At 63.5% G+C, this 15833-nt stretch carries 13 protein-coding genes; 6 read left to right on the top strand and 7 right to left on the bottom strand.

Annotated elements, in window-relative coordinates; genetic code table 11:
- The first annotated feature begins 13 nt into the window (after positions 1-13).
- The 6 genes from ASD02_RS04690 to ASD02_RS04715 all read left to right on the top strand — a co-directional run bounded on the left by ASD02_RS04690 (position 14) and on the right by ASD02_RS04715 (position 6844).
- Positions 14-937 carry an ABC transporter permease gene (locus ASD02_RS04690; protein ID WP_025429288.1) on the top strand — a complete coding sequence of 308 codons (924 nt, stop codon included), beginning with the start codon at positions 14-16 and terminating at the stop codon, positions 935-937.
- Positions 938-941: 4 nt separating this feature from the next.
- Positions 942-1796: an ABC transporter permease gene (locus ASD02_RS04695; protein ID WP_057219179.1), complete on the top strand. Its 855-nt coding sequence runs from the start codon at positions 942-944 to the stop codon at positions 1794-1796.
- The gene (locus ASD02_RS04700; RefSeq protein ID WP_057221892.1) at positions 1793-3532 is read left to right on the top strand and encodes a M14 family metallopeptidase; all 1740 of its coding nucleotides are present in this window, start codon (positions 1793-1795) and stop codon (positions 3530-3532) included. Before ASD02_RS04695 ends, ASD02_RS04700 begins: the two co-directional genes overlap by 4 nt.
- 443 nt (positions 3533-3975) lie before the next feature.
- On the top strand, positions 3976-4650 hold the full coding sequence (locus tag ASD02_RS04705; protein WP_025429291.1) for a response regulator transcription factor: 675 nt from the start codon (positions 3976-3978) through the stop codon (positions 4648-4650).
- On the top strand, positions 4647-5984 hold the full coding sequence (locus ASD02_RS04710; protein ID WP_057221893.1) for a HAMP domain-containing sensor histidine kinase: 1338 nt from the start codon (positions 4647-4649) through the stop codon (positions 5982-5984). The genes ASD02_RS04705 and ASD02_RS04710 overlap by 4 nt, the downstream gene beginning before the upstream one ends.
- Positions 5985-6205: 221 nt before the next feature.
- On the top strand, positions 6206-6844 hold the full coding sequence (locus ASD02_RS04715; RefSeq protein WP_025429293.1) for an outer membrane protein: 639 nt from the start codon (positions 6206-6208) through the stop codon (positions 6842-6844).
- A gap of 224 nt (positions 6845-7068) precedes the next feature.
- On the opposite strand, the gene ASD02_RS04720 is transcribed toward ASD02_RS04715, so the two are convergent.
- Genes ASD02_RS04720 through ASD02_RS04750 form a run of 7 tightly spaced genes read right to left on the bottom strand, consistent with a single transcriptional unit; the run spans position 7069 to position 15781 of the window.
- On the bottom strand, positions 7069-8601 hold the full coding sequence (locus ASD02_RS04720; RefSeq protein WP_025429294.1) for an FGGY-family carbohydrate kinase: 1533 nt from the start codon (positions 8599-8601) through the stop codon (positions 7069-7071).
- Positions 8602-8635: 34 nt separating this feature from the next.
- The gene (locus ASD02_RS04725) at positions 8636-9478 is read right to left on the bottom strand and encodes a class I fructose-bisphosphate aldolase (RefSeq protein ID WP_025429295.1); all 843 of its coding nucleotides are present in this window, start codon (positions 9476-9478) and stop codon (positions 8636-8638) included.
- Positions 9451-11199, bottom strand: a complete 1749-nt coding sequence (locus ASD02_RS04730; protein ID WP_057221894.1) for a glycerol-3-phosphate dehydrogenase/oxidase — start codon at positions 11197-11199, stop codon at positions 9451-9453. Before ASD02_RS04730 ends, ASD02_RS04725 begins: the two co-directional genes overlap by 28 nt.
- 11 nt (positions 11200-11210) lie before the next feature.
- A complete protein-coding gene (locus ASD02_RS04735; RefSeq protein WP_057221895.1) occupies positions 11211-12206 on the bottom strand; it encodes an aldo/keto reductase in 996 nt (331 codons plus the stop codon).
- Entirely contained in the window at positions 12203-13213 is a 1011-nt protein-coding gene (locus tag ASD02_RS04740) for a sugar-binding transcriptional regulator (RefSeq protein WP_057221896.1), read from the bottom strand. Before ASD02_RS04740 ends, ASD02_RS04735 begins: the two co-directional genes overlap by 4 nt.
- A gap of 2 nt (positions 13214-13215) precedes the next feature.
- Positions 13216-14205 (bottom strand): ABC transporter permease, encoded by a 990-nt coding sequence (locus tag ASD02_RS04745; RefSeq protein WP_025429299.1) that lies wholly within the window; start codon positions 14203-14205, stop codon positions 13216-13218.
- 28 nt (positions 14206-14233) lie between these two features.
- The gene (locus ASD02_RS04750) at positions 14234-15781 is read right to left on the bottom strand and encodes a sugar ABC transporter ATP-binding protein (RefSeq protein WP_057221897.1); all 1548 of its coding nucleotides are present in this window, start codon (positions 15779-15781) and stop codon (positions 14234-14236) included.
- Between the last annotated feature and the right edge of the window lie 52 nt (positions 15782-15833).

The following is a 15833-nucleotide window of genomic DNA, read 5'->3' on the forward strand; positions in this document are numbered from 1 at the left end:
AAGGGCGGGTAAGTTGGCCGGATTTTTGATCAAACGTGTTCTGCAGGCGGTGTTCGTTGTTTTCGTCGTAACGCTCATCGTCTCCTTTGCCATCCGCCTGACGGGCGACCCGGCACTGATGCTCGCCCAAGGTGCGGGTAGCGTCACCGAGGAAGACCTCTCGCGCATCCGCGAGGCGCTCGGCCTCAACCAACCCTTCATGACGCAGTATTTTGCCTTCATCAAAGGCCTGTTCACATTGGATTTCGGCCGCTCGTTCATGGGCGGCACCCCGGTCTCGCAGCTGATTGCCGCCGCCCTGCCGGCAACGATGATGCTGGCCTTCGCGTCACTCATCGTTTCGATCATCATTTCGATCCCGCTCGGCATCAAGGCGGCTGTCGCCCGCGGCAAATGGGCTGATCAGGCGATCCGCATCCTCTCGCTCGTTGGCCTGTCCTTCCCGAACTTCTGGCTGGCGATCATGCTGGTGCTGTTGTTTTCGATCACGCTCAAATGGCTGCCGCCGAGCGGCATGGACGGGTTTGCGAGCTTCATCATGCCGGCTGTCACCATGGGCATCATCCTGACGGCAACCAATGTCCGCCTGGTGCGCACGGCGATGCTCGAAACCCTGCAGTCGCAATACATCATGGTGGCCCGCGCCAAGGGCCTCAGCGAAAGCAAGGTGCTCTACAAGCATGCGCTGCGTAACTGTGCCATCCCGCTCATCACCTATTTCGGCCTCCAGTTCGGCGGTCTTCTCGGCGGCATCGTCGTCGTGGAGCGCGTGTTCAACTGGCCGGGCATGGGCACCCTCGCCTTCGACGCCGTCGGCGCCCGCGACTATCCCGTGCTGCAGGCCGTCATCACCGTGCTCTCGCTGATGATCGTCGGCGTTAACCTCATCGTCGACATCGCCTATGGCCTCGTCGACCCGCGCATCCGGACGGAGTGAGCCGATGACCACCAAGGCCGCAAACACCCGTTTCGCCCGTTTCCGCAACCTCGAATTCATCCTCGGCGCGCTGCTTGCCGGCGGCATGTGCCTCGCTGTTCTCTTGTCAGGTGTGCTCTTTCCGGGCGGCGCCGACAAAATCGATCTGATGGCGCGGCTGACGCCGCCCTTCGTCAACTGGGCACATCCGCTCGGCACCGACCCGCTCGGCCGTGACGTGCTTGCTCGCGTCGTTGCCGGCGGCAAGATTTCCCTGCTCGTCGGCTTCACCTCGGTAGCCGGTGCCGTCGTAATCGGCGTGGTGATGGGCCTCGTCTCCGGCTACTATCGCGGCTTCTGGGACATGGTCGTCATGCGATTTGCCGACGTGCAGCTGGCGCTGCCCTTCATCCTGCTCGCCATCACCTTCATCGCCATCGTCGGCGGCGGGCTGACCAACACGATCGTGCTACTGATCATCTCGCAATGGGTGCAATATGCCCGTCTCGTGCGCGGCTCGGTGCTGTCGCTGCGCGAACGGGAGTTCATCCAGTCGGCCCGCGCCATCGGCGTTCGCGATGTGAAGATCCTGTTCCAGCATCTGCTGCCGAACCTGATCGGCCCGGTCATCGTGTTGATGACGCTCAACGTTGCCAACAACATCCTGCTCGAGAGCAGCCTGACCTTCCTCGGCCTCGGCGTCGACCCGCTGATCCCGAGCTGGGGCGGCATGCTCGCCGACGGCCGCACCTACCTGCAGAACGCCTGGTGGGTCAGCGTCTTCCCAGGCCTTGCAATCCTTCTTACCGTCCTTGGCCTCAACCTTCTCGGCGACTGGCTGCGCGACAGTCTCGACCCAACAGGCAGAACTTCACGATGACCACAATTTTCGAAGGGACGTTCGAGCGCACGCTCGACACCATGCTCGCAACCTATGGCAAGGAGGTTGCTCGCGGCACCCGGCTGGAGGCATGGCTCTTCGATGATCGCGAAAGCCGCAGGGCGGCCGAGCAGAAGCTTGGTGCCTTCGGCGTCGAGGCAAAGCTCAGGAGCGCCTACAAGCCGCTCTTGCACTTCTTTCTCGAGGAGGTCGACCGCAAGGCACTGAAGCGCGTCGATATCCGCTATCCGCAGCCCGAAAACTGCCCGGCGAACCGCTTCCTGCTCGAAGCCTATCCGCTGGCAGCGCTCGTCGGCGACGCCGAGATCGTCTTTGTCGGCGGCAGCGATACGGCACTAACCTACGACGTCGCGCTGACCTTTGCCGACGGATGCACGGAAGCCCATACGGTGTTTGCGCCCAACCGCCAGCACACCGATTTCATCGGCGAAACACTCCTGTCTCCGACCGGCTGGGTCCGTCTCGACGACAGCAGCAGCAAGCGGCGGGAATGCCACCTCGAAACTGACTATGAGCGGCTGTTTGCAGGCGCCATGCGTGCAATCGCCGAGCACGGCTGGGGCGACAGCGAACCCTATTTCGACGAACTCAACATCCGTGCGACGTTGCCGATCAACGATCTGCAGCTGCCGGTCGGCGAAGAGGTCGTCAGCCTGCGCGAAGCGATGCATGAGGACTTCTATTTCTCGCTGCTCGAAGTCTTCCAGAAGAAGTCGGGCCGTCCGTTGGGCGACCGTGGCCTGAAACCCGGCCAGATCGTCCCCGAAATCGTCTTTGCCGATGGCAAACCCACGGTCCGTGTCGAAACACGGCTGCTCGCCACGACGGACGCCGACGGCGAAATCCAACCTCTCGACACGGCTCAGGCACCGCTCGCGGTTGCGCAGATCCATGCCGAACTGGAAAAGATCGAAGGCCAACCCTTCCAGGCGCATTCGCGGGCGGGACGCCCGGTCAAGGCGCGCTATCACAAGGGCACCGATGCTGCCGTGATGATCAGCGGCGGCCAGCACCCCAACGAGACCACCGGCATCGTCGGCGCATTGCGCGCGGCTCAGACGCTGGCCACTCTCCCCGGCACGCACTTCACGATATCTCCGCTCGAAAACCCCGACGGTTATGCCGTTCACCATCGGTTGCGTGCCGACAACCCGCTGCACATGCATCACGCCGCCCGCTACACTGCACTTGGCGACGATCTTGAATATCGTGCCGGCGCTGCCCTCAACGAGCGGGCGATCCGCAACGAGGCCGAAGCCCTGTCGGGCGCCGAGCTTCATGTCAACCTGCACGGCTACCCATCGCACGAGTGGACACGGCCGCTGTCCGGCTATGTGCCGCGCGGCTTTGCCATGTGGACGCTGCCGAAGGGCTTCTTCCTGATCATGCGCCACCACGCCGATTGGGAAGCGCGTGCCGAACAGCTGATCGAAGCGGTGACGGCTCGACTCGCCACTGTGCCCGGTCTTCTCGCCTACAATGATCAGCAGATCGCGCTTTACGAAACCCATGCGGGCGAAACCGGCTTCCGCATCATCAACGGCTTCCCCTGCATGATCTCCGTCGACGATCGCCACAAGGCGCCGCTGACGCTGATCACGGAATATCCCGACGAAACCATCTATGGCGACGCCTTCGTTGCCGGCCATGGCGCGCAACGGGAGACGGTTCTGGCCGCCTACGAGGCGTTCCAGTCGATGATGGCAGTTGCCTAGGCTGACGCCCGACAAATCTTTCAAGGATGTGATGGGCTTTCGGGGCCGTCACATCTGCCCGTTTCACCGGCATGCGTATCGCCGCCGCCATGCCCGGTGAATGAGCTACTGCGCGGTTCATACGTGCGGTAGCGAACTGCGCAGCGCGCGTGCTGTTCGGTGCGGCCATACGGCAGGCACTCGCTCTGCTTCCTCGATGCGCCGATGACGATCGCCTCCGTGATAATCCCTGCATGAACGCCCTTTCGCCAAGACGCGCAATACTTGCCTCTCATATCACTTGGAGCCGCCGGATACCGTAAAGGCTGCCGGCGCAGCGTTGCGGCCGCATTGCGCGCCAGCCTGTAGATGATGCACTCAGAGCGCGAACCAACCGCAACTTTGCGGCAATGGTGCTCAAGCAAATGTGCGCCTACCGCACAGACACGTTGGAGAATCGAGACATGCGCCTACTCCTTGTAGAGGACGAGCCTGAGATGGCTGCCGCGCTCGGCGTTGCCCTTGGCCGCTACGACATGATCCTCGACCATGCGCCGTCGCTCGATCACGCCATCGCCGCGATGGCCAACCGGGTCCATGACGCGATCATTCTCGACCGGCAATTGCCTGACGGAGACGGGTTGACGCTCATTCCCCGTGTTCGCGCGCTGAAGTCGGGCATCCCGGTGATCGTGCTGACGGCGCGTGGCGCCGTCGACGAGCGGATCAAGGGGCTGGACATGGGGGCCGACGATTATCTCGCCAAACCCTTCGCGGTCGAGGAATTGTTGGCAAGACTACGCGCGCTGATGCGCCGGGCACCCGATATCGCACCGATGACCGCACGCATCGGCAATCTTGTCTTCGATTTCGGCGCTCGGGAAGCGCGGATCGACGGCCGCGTGCTCGAGCTTCCCCGCCGGGAACTGCTTGTGCTCGAAGCGCTGGCGCGACGGCAGGGGCGCACCGTGCAACGCTCGACGCTGGAGGAATCCGTCTACGGGTACGACGACGAAATCCAGTCCAACTCGCTCGACGCCCATGTTTCGAGACTGCGCAGGAAATTGCTGGAGTCCGGCTCCGGCGTGGAGATCCACGGCATTCGTGGGGTCGGCTACCTGCTGAGACCGATGTCATGAGCGACAACCCCAACCACTCGCTGAAGAAGCGGCTCATCTGGCACATCCTCACATTTCAGGTGCTGCTGCTCGTTGCCGTCATTGCAGGCTTCATGGCGCTTTTGATCCGGGCCGATCTCGGCGGCATGATCCTTGATGCCAGTTCGGCGTCGATTGCCGCCAGTGCCGTCGAGGTGACCCCCGACCAGAAACTGAGGCTGAAAAACACGCCGCAGCTTCAGGCCCTGCTCGCCGAAACGCCGGGCTTCTGGTTCGTCGTGCGCAACGAGCGCGGCGACACGATCCAAAGCGGGCCGGTCCCCGATGCCTATCGCGGCATCGGCGAGCATCTCGACCGCGTCGCCTTCGCCGACATCCGCGACGGACTGGAACCCTACCTGCTCTCGGCGATCGTTCGCGCGATCGAGACCGAGAACGGCACTTACACGGTTCTGACCGGCGGCGGACGCCTGTGGAGCGCCTCGTTCGCGGTGTTTTTCCTGACGAACCTGCTGCTGCTGCCGATCGTGCTCATCCTCGTGCTCATTCCCGCCTTCGCCATTCCGATCATCGTGCGCCGTGCCTTTTCCAGCCTCGCCGAGGTCGCCGACCACGCCAAAAGCATCGACGTCGACCGCCGGGGCGCCCGTCTGCCCGATGGCCGCGTGCCGGGCGAGGTGCGCCCGCTGGTCGAAGCCGTCAACGGTGCGCTGCAGCGCTTGGACGAAGGTTACGAGCGCCGCCAGCGCTTCATTTTGGATGCAGCCCACGAGTTGAGGACCCCGGTCGCGATCCTGCAGACCCGGCTGGAGGGCATGGACATCGGGCCGTTGCGCGCCCGTCTTCTTGTTGATACCGCCCGTATTGCCGGCCTTGCCGAACAGCTGCTCGACCTCGAGCGCATCGACCGCGACGGCGCGCATTTCGCACCCCTCGACCTGGTTTCGCTCTGCCGCGACGTCGCCGCCGACCTCGCCCCTCTCGCACTGTCGGCCGATTGCGACATCTCTTTTACCCATGGGCCCGATCAGGTTAGCGCGCGGGGAGACGCTGGCGCGCTGGAGCGTGCCGTCACCAATCTGGTGCGCAACGCAATCGAGCATGCCGGCGGCCTGATCTCCATTCACGTCGAGCGTGGCGGTATCATCGAGGTCAGCGACGAGGGGCCTGGCATTCCCGAAAGCGAACGGGAGCGGATCTTCGAGCCGTTTCACCGGTTGCAACCGCGTGACCACGGTGCTGGCCTTGGGCTGCATCTCGTCAGCGAGATCGTCAACCGTCACAAGGGCCACATATCGGTGGTCTGTGCGCCGACCGGTGGCGCCTGTTTCCGCATGACCCTGCCGGTCGCGTGAAAGACTTTGGGCGATTGACTGCCGCATCTTCGCCATAGAGCCTAACAGGTTATTAATAACAAAATCAGCGATTTAGTCGATATTTGCAATGTTGATGCAATCCGTGCGGCGCACAAATGCGCACATCTTCCAGCGTCGATAATCGTGCCAGCCGGCGCGAAGCGAAGAGAGAAGATAAATGCGCCGCGACCGGCGCCTAGTCCAATCCACGGAGCAACGCCATGCGGCAACGTCACAAACTTCCCCTCTGGCTCGGCATCACCTTTTTGGCCACAGCCGGTGTGCAACAGGCACTGGCCGCCGACCCCTATTCGCCGGAACCGGCTTCGTCCTACCAGGACCCGCCTGCCTTCAATTGGAGCGGTGCCTATGTCGGCGCCCATGGCGGTCTCGGCTTTACCGGTAGTCCCAATCCGTTTTCCGACCGCAACGGCGTCGTCTTCGGCGCACAGGCCGGCTACAACATGCAGGTCGGTCCCGGCATCGTCGGTGCCGAAATCGAAGGCTCCTATCTCGGCGACACCGAACACAAGGTCAGCGGCGGCAAACTCAAGGAAAAATGGCGCGGCGCGATCAAGGCGAAGGCCGGCCTCTCGTTCGACCAGACACTCGTCTACGGCACGGCCGGTTATGCCATGACCAACTACAAGAAGGGCGGCGGCGTCCAAAACGATGTCGGCTTCAAGGGCGGTTATCTGGTGGGCGCCGGCGTCGAGCAGGCTTTCGCCGGCGGTCTCTCGGCGAAGATCGAATACAACTACATCACCACGCCCGACGTCCGCACCAACACGGCCTTTGGGTCGAGCGAGAAGGACATCAACAGCCACGTCATCAAGGCCGGCGTGAACATGCGGTTCTGATGGTTCCCACGCGACGCAGCGCCGTCACCCGATCCTCCCTGGGTCAGCGGCGCTCGGTTCGACGTGGAACGATCAAGCCGAAGGCCGGTCCCGGCCCTCGGCTTCACTCTTTCGCTGGCCCGCGTCTAGAGCGTTTCCGGTCTAAGTGGAGTCAGAAACGCTCTATCTCCTTGTTTTTACGCATTTCCTGACGGAAAACCGCGTCGCACTTTTCCTGAAAATCTCTAAGCTGCCGCCTCCGAAACCTCGGCTTCGGCATTCGAAAGCCGCCGCCAGATCGGCGCCATTGCGTCGGCGATGTCCCGATAAAGCTCGTACCGTCGCGTGTAGTGGCGCGCTATCGCCGCGTTCGGGCGGTAGTGGCGTTCCGTCCTCACCATGGCTGCCGCACCTTCCGAGAAATCGGCAAAGATCCCTGCCCCCGTGCCCGCGGCAATCGCGGCGCCGAGCGCGCCGGTTTCGCGCGAACGGGCGACCGACACCGGAACCCCGAGCACATCGGCAAAGATCTGCGGCCAGATCAGGCTGCGCGATCCGCCGCCTGAAAGCACCGCCTCGTCGAAGGTCGCGCCCGCCGCCCGCATCGTGGCGATGTGCTGGCGGTGGCCGAAGGCGACACCTTCGAGAACCGCGCGAACCAGGTGACCCTTCGTGTGCCAGCCGGCGACGCCATAGAACCCGGCGCGGGCGTTACCGTCCTGCTGCGCGCCATAGAGGAAGGGATGATAGATCGGGTCATTCGCGGCCGGTTCGATATCGGATGCAAACGAGCAGCAGACGTCAAACGGCGATCGGCCGTCGTCGATGCCGCTGTCAGCAAAGAACTCGCGCACCAGCCATTCGAGATTGGCCGCCGACGTCGCGCTCGATTCGATTGCCATGTAGCGGCCGCGATCGAAGGTGGAGGACATGAACACCGGGCCCGAAAGGTCAGGGCCATCGATAATCACCTGGTTGATGCTCCAGGTTCCGGCGATGATCGAGGCAGCGCCGGTGCGCGTGACGCCCGAGCCGATTGCCGAGGCGACGACATCGAAGAGACCGCCGACCACCGGCGTGCCCGCAGCAAGACCGGTTTGTGCTGCCGCCTCCGGCGTGACCGTGCCGACCACATCCGCACTTTCGGCGAGGTCAGGCAAGAGGCCGGTTGCCTCGCCGAGATCGAAGGCCGCCATCAGATCGCGGTCGTAGCGGCGGTTGACGACATTAAGGAGGCCGCAGCCGGTCATATCCGAGACGTCGCTGACCCGCTTGCCGGTCAGTCGGTTGACGATGAAATCCTTGCACAGAAACACCGTGCCGATCCTGGCATAGGTCTCGGGCTGGAAACGCTTGAGCCAGGCAAGCAAGGTCGGCGTCTGCGACGGCCAGGGCCGTTGCCGGCCGATGGCATAGGTGCGGTCGCCGACACCCTGCGCCTTCCATTCTTCCACTAGCCCGGCGGCACGCGTGTCGAGCGACTGGATGCCGAGAAGCGGCTCACCGCCCTGGTCGAGAGCATAAAGGCCGTTGCCGTGACCGGCGCAACCGATCGCCACGATCTCTTCGGCACGGATGCCGGCACGTTCGACGCATTGGCGGATGACTGCCCGGGCATGGGTCCACAGCTCTTCGAGCCCCCGCTCGACATGCCCGGGCCGCGGAACCCGGCTGTGCCCCTCCTGCGCAGCCGCCGCGATCTCGTTGCCCTCAAGGTCGAAAATCACCGCCTTGATGACGGTGTTTCCGGCGTCGAGTCCCAGAAGATAGTCTGCCATTGAAGAACCCCTCCCAAGGTTCGGATCGTCTTTCTCAGCCTTGCTGATACAGGGCGAAGGCGGCTGCGCCATCGGCGTCATCGTGCACGATGGCCATCAAACCGCGAACGACGGCGCTCGGGTTTGCATGCTGGTAGATATTGCGCCCATAGACCATGCCCACAGCGCCCTGCCGCATCAAGGCCGCAGACTTGTCGAACACGGCACGCAGGTCCTCCTTGCCGCCGCCGCGCACCAGAACCGGGCAGCGGGCTGCCTCGACCACGCGGTGGAAATCCTCGGCATTTGTCGTCGGGTCGGCCTTGACGATATCGGCGCCCATCTCACGGGCGAGCCGCGTCAACGTGACGATTTTTTCCGCATCGCCATCGACCATGTAGCCGCCGCGCTCGGTGACCGGCTGCATGACCAGTGGCTCGATCATCAGCGGCATGCCGTATTTTTCGCAATCGGCACGGACGCGCGAAATGTTCGTGACGCACTGGCGAAAGAGGTCCGGTTCGTCGGGCAGCATGAACAGATTGACGACCACGCAGGCGGCATCCATCTCCAAAGCGCCGACCAGCGGTTCGGCCTCGTTCTGCAGCACAGCCCACATGTCGCGGTGGCGGATGCGATTATACGGGTTGCCCATGTCGATACGCATGACCAGAGCCGGCTTGTCCTTGCCCGGAAGGTCCTGGAGCAGATCGGCCTGGCCATAGTTCATCTGGATCGCATCGGGCCTGGCGTCGACCAGGGCCCTCACTACGGATTCCATGTTCTCAAGACCGTCGAGGAACGACGGTTCGTTGCAGACGCCATGGTCGATGGCCACGTCCAGGCAGCGTCCTGCGCCAAAAAGACGGTTCATCCGGACCTTGCGGTTGTTTCGCATAATGCACTCCTTTGTTCGTTCCGTGCGGAAAGCACGTCTTCATCGACGCCATGGCGTTCGAGGAGAAGGGTGAGAAAACGGGCGCGTTCAAGCGCCTGGCGGGCCACTGGCCAGTGCTTTTCGGCCGCGAGCAATGCGAGCACGGCGTCCGTCATTTCGAGCGAAAGCTCGCCGGTGATCGCCAGGGTCGTGCGCCGAAGCAAGAGGTCGTCGAGTTGTTCGACCTTCTCGCTGCGGATCAGGAACTGGATTTCGCGGGTCGAATAATCAGGATGCGGAAGCGGAGCGTCGGGCGCGGCAGCGACGAAGGCGGCGATGCGCTCGGCATCCGTGCCATAGCGCTCAAAGAGCGTGGCGACGCGCGTCGGCGCAAGGGCCGCCGCCGAGGCGACCCGCGCAATCCAGGCTTCCCGGTCGGCGGGAAAATCCCGGCCGCCACCAATCGCCCGATCGGCCGTGGCCACGCGGCGAGGCTGATCCAGTCGTTCGAGCACAAGATCGGCAGCCAGCTCTCCGAAGGAGCGGAAGGTCGTCCATTTGCCACCGATCATGCATAAGACCGGCGGCCCGGCATCGGCGGTCTCGACGAAGGTACAATAGTGATCGCGCGGGATGCGGCCGGTAAAACTGTCCTTGCTCGCCGGCAGCGGCCGGACCCCGGAAAACTGGAAGGCGATCTCATCGGGACGAACCTTGATCGTCGGCAGGACGAAAGCGAGCGACTGCAGGATGTAGTCCCGTTCCGCCGTCTCGCAGCGCACGGTTTCCGGATCGTCGACGCGAATGTCGGTGGAGCCGACCAGAACCTTGCCGAGATAGGGAAACAGGATGCAGATGCGCCCGTCCTCATTCTCGTAGTAGATCATGTGTCCATCGAGCGCGCGGGTCAGATCGTCGTTGTCGATGATCAGATGCGACCCTTTGGTGCCGCCCATCAACGGTGCCGGCCGGGCCGGTTCGGAAAACAGGCTCTGATTAGCGATGTCGATCCAGCCGCCGGTGGCGTTGATGATCACGGTCGGCTCGATCAAGACCTCCGTGCCGGCGATATTGTCTCTGACGGCATAGCGCCCCGGAGCTACCAGCTTCAGCTCGGCATAGTTGACAGCGCGCGCATGGGTACCAGACGACAGCCCGTCCTCAAGCAGTTCGATGCCGAGACGTTCGGGCTGACTGACCCAGGCGTCATAATAGGTCGCGGAATTCTTGATCGCGGGATTGAGCGCCGGCCATCGGCCAAGCGTCGCGCGCCGACCGCGAAACTCGTGGCGGGGCATAATGGCGCGCTTGCGCGTCAGGAAATCGTAGATCGCAAGCCCTGCCTTGATGACGACGGCGCCACGGCGGCTCGGCCGCCGGCTCAAGCCAAGGAACCGGACCGCGCCGTTGGCGATGCCGGAGAACACGTCGAACACGGGAACCGTCGTCGGTAGTGGACCGACATAGTGCGGCGCGTTGCGAAGGAGCCGGTCGCGCTCGACAAGCGATTCCCGCACCAGGCTGAATTCGCCGTTTTCGAGATAGCGCAATCCGCCATGAACCATGCGCGACAGCGCGGCGCTGGCGCCGGAACAGAAATCGTGTTTCTCGACGAGCACGACATTGACGCCCTGCAGCGCCAGCTCGCGAAACACGCTGAGGCCGTTGATGCCGCCGCCGAGGACGCAGACGTCCACCTTCGGGCTCTGGCGGAGCCCGTCAAAAATCTCTTCTCGGTTCATGATGGCGTCCGTTACCTATCCATGTGAGCGAGCTTCGCCGCTATCGCTTCATCGATCGCCGCGAGGTCCTGGCCGTCGAGCCGGATTGTGCCTGCACGGGCGTTGTCGAGCGCCTGCGCCGGATTGCGCGCGCCGCAGAGCGCAAACGTCACGCCGGGCTGGGCAAGCGTCCATGCAATGACCGTCTGGGCTATGCTGGCCGCATGCTTTTCGGCGATGGGCCGTATCGCCTCGGCAAAGGCCGTCGCCTTCTGACGGTTGCCGACGGAGAAGCGCGGGTTGTCGCGGCGCTGATCGTCTCCGGCAAACACCCGGTCCGGGCCGACGGTACCGGACAAGAGGCCCAGGGCAAGCGAGGAATAGCTGAGCGTGGCGACACCGTTGGCAGTAGTCAGCGGCAACAGTTCCGCCTCGATCTCGCGATCGATCATGCTGAAACGCTCCTGGATCGCGTCGAGGCGGCCGGTGGCGATATAGGCTTCCAGCTCGGACCGGTCGACGTTGCTGGCGCCTATCGCGCGGATCTTGCCGGCATTCTTCAGGTCTTCCAGCGCCCGCACCGTCTCCTCGATCGGCGTGGTCGGGTCCTGCCAATGGGTGATGTAGAGGTCGATATAGTCCGTCCCGAGCCGTTTCAGGCTCTCTTCGACCTCGTGAACGATGGCGTCGCGACCGAGGTAGCGATGAACAGGCTTTCCGTCCTGGTCGAAGAAGTGACGCCCCTTCGTCGTATGCCAGACGAGGCCGCATTTGGTCGCGATCACCGCCTTGTCGCGGCGGCCGGCCAACGCCTTGCCGACGATTTCCTCCGAACGCCCGAGACCATAGGCGGGAGCCGTATCGATCAGGGTCACGCCGGCATCGAGCGAGGCCTGGATCGCGGCGATCGATTCGCCTTCGTCCGTTCCGCCCCACATCCAGCCGCCGATCGCCCAGGTGCCGAGCCCGACGGCGGATGCCTTGACAACGGTGCGGCCGATCTCGCGCGTCAACTGTTCATTGCTCATGCCGAAAGTCCCTTTTCGCTTGCCATGGCAAGGATGCGCTCGCCGGTCGCCTCGTCGGTCACGAGTGTATCGAGATGCCTGCCGCGCAGGACGCTGAGAATGGGGCCGGCCTTGTTCGGTCCGCTCGCCACCCCGATCTTGGTCGGGATCGACGCGAACTCGTCGAGCGTGAGCGAGACGAGCGAACGGTTGAGGCTGTAGTCGCAGACCCGGCCCTGGTCGTCGAGCAGATGCGCGAGCAGCTCGCAGCTTGCACCGGAGCGCTCGATCGCGGCGCGGTCGGTGCTCGAGGACGGGTGCAGGTCGTAGTAGCTCGAATCGTCGGAAAGGATCGAGCCGATGCCGACGATCGCCACCTTGGCTTCCCTGGCGCGCTTGAACACGTCGGCCACCGAGCGCATGTTGATCAGCATGGCGCGCTCCGCGGCACTGTCGGCAAAGAGCGGCGCATGGATCTGATAGGACCTGCCGCCGAGCCGATCCGCCAGGAGGGTCGAGACGTGGTTGACGTCGGTATAGTGCTTGCCCTGCACGCAGCCGGTCGCCGGGATCACCTCGACATCCAGGCGCCGTGACGGGTGCAGACCGGCAACGACGGCGCTGACGCCCTTGCCGCCGGTGATGCAGATGGTGTCGCCGTCGGCGATCTCTTCCATCAGCAGCCGGGCCGCAGCCTCGCCCACAGCCTGCAGCGCCGTCTGCTGGTTGTCGGAGACGGTGGGAACGACGACGGCGCGGCTGATGCCACCAAGCGCAAGCAATTGCTCCTCCATGTCGACCAGCGGTTCGACGGGCGACTTGATCTTGATTTCAACCAGGCCGAGCTGGCGTCCGCGCTTGATCAGACGGTTGACCGTCGGCTGCGAGATGCCGAGCCGGTCGGCAATCTGCGACTGCGTCAGGCCCTCGAGGAAGTGCAGCACCAGTGCCTGATGCATCTGCCGGGCAACGACGAGTTCCTCGCGTGCACTGGAAATGAGGTTCTGATTGGGCTTGGCGATAGGCATGTTCAGATGGCCTTCCGCTTGTGCAGGAAATGATCGATGGAGACGGCGGCAAGCAGAATGCAGCCCTTGATCATGTCCTGCCAATAGACCGAGACGTCGAGCAGGATCAGCGAACTGGTGACCACCGACAAAAGGGCGATGCCGAGGATGGCACCGAGGATCGTGCCTGATCCACCGTTGAGCGAGGCCCCACCGATGACCGCGGCCGCAATGATGTTGAGTTCCATGCCGACGCCGAAGGTGGGCGTGGCGGCGCCGAAGCGCGACATGTAGATGACGCCGGCGACACCGGCGAGCGTCGAGCAGAGCACGGTTACCCAGAACTTCACCTGCTTGGTCTTGATGCCGGAATAGAGCGCCGCCTTCTCGTTGCTGCCGGTGTAGAACACCTTGCGAAATGCGGTCGCCCGGCGCAGCAGGAAGTCGAACAGGATCACGACGGCGACGAAGATCAGGATGACATAAGGCACGCCATGGAAGGTGCCTTGGCCGACGGCTTTGAACGATGCCGGCATGGTGAACAGCGACAGCGGTGTGCCCTTGGTGATGACGAGGCAAAGTCCGCGCACGATCACCATTGCCGCAAGCGACGTGATGAAATGGTTGAGCCCGACCACGGTGACGAAGAAGCCCATGATGGCGCCGATGAGGCTGCTAGCGAGGATCCCGAAGAGCGAGGCCGTCCATGGATCGACCCCGGCGAGGAACAGCGACCCCGCGAGCACCATGGCGAAGCAGACGACCGAGCCGACCGCAAGGTCGATGCCGCCGACGATCAAGAGGATCGTCATGCCGACAACGACGATGCCTTCGACCGAGAAGCTCATCAGCATCGCGCGCATGTTGCCGAAGGTGAGAAAGTGTGGCGAGGCAAAGCTCATGACGATGCCGAGCGCAAGAATGATGGCGATCAGCCCAGCCTCGCGCATTGTGCCGATCCGTCGCCAGGCCGGAACCTGAACCTGCGTTGCAACCACCGTATCGACTGCCATTTCCGCCTCCCCATTCCGTCTGCTTGTTTCAGGCAACATGCTCGGCCGCCTTGATTTTCTGTGGTTCGCCGTGCTGCCCGACCCCGGAGGCAAGGCGGATCACCGCCTCCTCCGTCATCTCGGCCTCGCCGAGTTCGCCGGCAATGCCGCCCTCGCGCACAACCAGCACCCGGTCGCACAGCCCCAGAAGTTCAGGCAGTTCCGACGAGATGACGACGATGCCGATGCCCGAGCACGCGAGATCGCGCAACAGGCGGTGAATTTCCGATTTGGCGCCGACGTCGATGCCGCGCGTCGGTTCGTCCATGAGAATGACCTTCGGCCGCACCGCGAGCTGCTTGGCGATGGCCACCTTCTGCTGGTTGCCGCCCGAGAGCGACGATACCGGCATGGCGATACCGCCCATGCGCACGCCGAGCCGCCGGGTGAAATCGCGGGCGAGGTCCGCTTCCGCCTTCGCGTTCATCAAGCCGAGCGGCCCGGTCAGCGTCTTCAGATCCAGCACCGAAATGTTCTGAGCGATCGACATGTCGACGAACACGCCGGAGCCCTTGCGATCCTCCGAGAGGTAGACGATGCCGGCGTCGACCGCGTTTCTGTAGTTGCCGATCGTCTGCTTCTTGCCGTGCAGCAGCACGTCGCCGCGAACCTTCCAGCGCAACCCGCAGATCGCCTCGGCGATCTCGGTGCGGCCGGAGCCGATCAGCCCGCCTATCCCCAGAATTTCTCCTTTGCGCAGGTCGAAGGCGACATCATGAATGCGTTCGCCGTCGCTGAGACCCCGAACCGACAGGATGACCTCGCCGGACTGTTCGCCTTGTGCCTGCTTCGGCGGATAGAGCTGCGTGATCTCGCGGCCGACCATGCGGCGAACGACATCATCGGGCGTCACATCGGCAATGTGCTCCGTCGAGACGTGGCGGCCGTCGCGAAAAACGGTGACCCGGTCGCACAGGCTGAAGATTTCGGCCATGCGATGGCTGATATAGATGATGGAAATGCCTGCGGCCTTCAGGTCGCGGATGATGCCGAAAAGCGCTTGCGCTTCGGCCTCCGTCAGCGCCGCCGTCGGCTCGTCGAGGATCAGCACCCGGCAATCGAGCGTCAGCGCCTTGGCGATCTCGACCAGCTGCTGGCTGGAAATGGTAAGGTCGGCGACCTTGCGGCGCACGTCGATCGGCGCCAGCCGGTTCATCACGGCTTGCGCATCGCGGGCAAGCGACGCGTAGTTCATCAGCGGCGAGCGCCGCCGGTTTGTCGCGGCCATGAACATGTTTTCCGCCACCGTCGCGTCCGGGCAGAGCGCGATCTCCTGGTGGACAAGACCGATACCGAGCGACTGAGCTGCGGCCGGCGATAAGATCTTCGTCGGCGTGCCGTCGACGAGGATTTCGCCCTCGTTCGGCTGCAGCACGCCGGCGATGATGTTCATGAGCGTGGATTTGCCGGCGCCGTTCTCGCCGCAAAGTGCATGGATCTCGCCCTTTTCGAGGTTGAAATCCACATTGGTCAGCGCCTTCACAGCCCCGAAGTGCTTGGTGACGTTGCGGACCTGAAGGACCGGCTGCGATATCATCGCCTTCTCCACTCTCAATCGTTTGACCGGCTATCCGGACATCCGGATAGCC

Origin of the sequence: Ensifer sp. Root1252, assembly GCF_001425885.1 — a bacterium.
GTDB classification, from domain to species: domain Bacteria; phylum Pseudomonadota; class Alphaproteobacteria; order Rhizobiales; family Rhizobiaceae; genus Ensifer; species Ensifer canadensis.

Bases quoted from the DNA above. Each gene is read 5' to 3' on its own strand.
- ASD02_RS04695 (WP_057219179.1), top strand. From the start codon at position 942: ATGACCACCAAGGCCGCAAACACCCGTTTCGCCCGTTTCCGCAACCTC.
- ASD02_RS04700 (WP_057221892.1), top strand. From the start codon at position 1,793: ATGACCACAATTTTCGAAGGGACGTTCGAGCGCACGCTCGACACCATG.
- ASD02_RS04705 (WP_025429291.1), top strand. From the start codon at position 3,976: ATGCGCCTACTCCTTGTAGAGGACGAGCCTGAGATGGCTGCCGCGCTC.
- ASD02_RS04710 (WP_057221893.1), top strand. From the start codon at position 4,647: ATGAGCGACAACCCCAACCACTCGCTGAAGAAGCGGCTCATCTGGCAC.
- ASD02_RS04715 (WP_025429293.1), top strand. From the start codon at position 6,206: ATGCGGCAACGTCACAAACTTCCCCTCTGGCTCGGCATCACCTTTTTG.
- ASD02_RS04720 (WP_025429294.1), bottom strand. From the start codon at position 8,601: ATGGCAGACTATCTTCTGGGACTCGACGCCGGAAACACCGTCATCAAG.
- ASD02_RS04725 (WP_025429295.1), bottom strand. From the start codon at position 9,478: ATGCGAAACAACCGCAAGGTCCGGATGAACCGTCTTTTTGGCGCAGGA.
- ASD02_RS04730 (WP_057221894.1), bottom strand. From the start codon at position 11,199: ATGAACCGAGAAGAGATTTTTGACGGGCTCCGCCAGAGCCCGAAGGTG.
- ASD02_RS04735 (WP_057221895.1), bottom strand. From the start codon at position 12,206: ATGAGCAATGAACAGTTGACGCGCGAGATCGGCCGCACCGTTGTCAAG.
- ASD02_RS04740 (WP_057221896.1), bottom strand. From the start codon at position 13,213: ATGCCTATCGCCAAGCCCAATCAGAACCTCATTTCCAGTGCACGCGAG.
- ASD02_RS04745 (WP_025429299.1), bottom strand. From the start codon at position 14,205: ATGGCAGTCGATACGGTGGTTGCAACGCAGGTTCAGGTTCCGGCCTGG.
- ASD02_RS04750 (WP_057221897.1), bottom strand. From the start codon at position 15,781: ATGATATCGCAGCCGGTCCTTCAGGTCCGCAACGTCACCAAGCACTTC.